At 83.0% G+C, this 230-nt stretch carries 1 protein-coding gene; it reads right to left on the bottom strand.

The window, feature by feature from the left end; all coding sequences use genetic code 11:
* On the bottom strand, positions 1-230 hold a 230-nt coding region (locus KVT14_RS21850), incomplete at both ends, for a hypothetical protein (RefSeq protein ID WP_217617438.1).

The following is a 230-nucleotide window of genomic DNA, read 5'->3' as shown; positions in this document are numbered from 1 at the left end:
GGCCGAGCCCGCGAGCGCGGACCGGCCTTTGTGCCGAGCGTCGCGGAGCAGCCCGGCCGCAACCGCGAGCGCCGCCGTGGCCTGGTCGTGCTCCTCGGCCGCCCGCGCGTCGCGCTCGCGCAGGACGCCCCAGCCCGCCGCGACGACCGCCACGAGCAGGACGGGGAGCACCCGGGCGGCGCGGCGCCTCCCCGCGTGCGGCGCACCGGGCGGGGGCGGGACGGTCTCCC

Origin of the sequence: Cellulomonas sp. GbtcB1, assembly GCF_019091725.1 — a bacterium.
Taxonomy (GTDB): Bacteria; Actinomycetota; Actinomycetes; order Actinomycetales; family Cellulomonadaceae; genus Cellulomonas.
The sequence above is the reverse complement of the archived record's forward strand: the minus strand, read 5'-3'. Positions and strand labels throughout refer to the sequence as shown.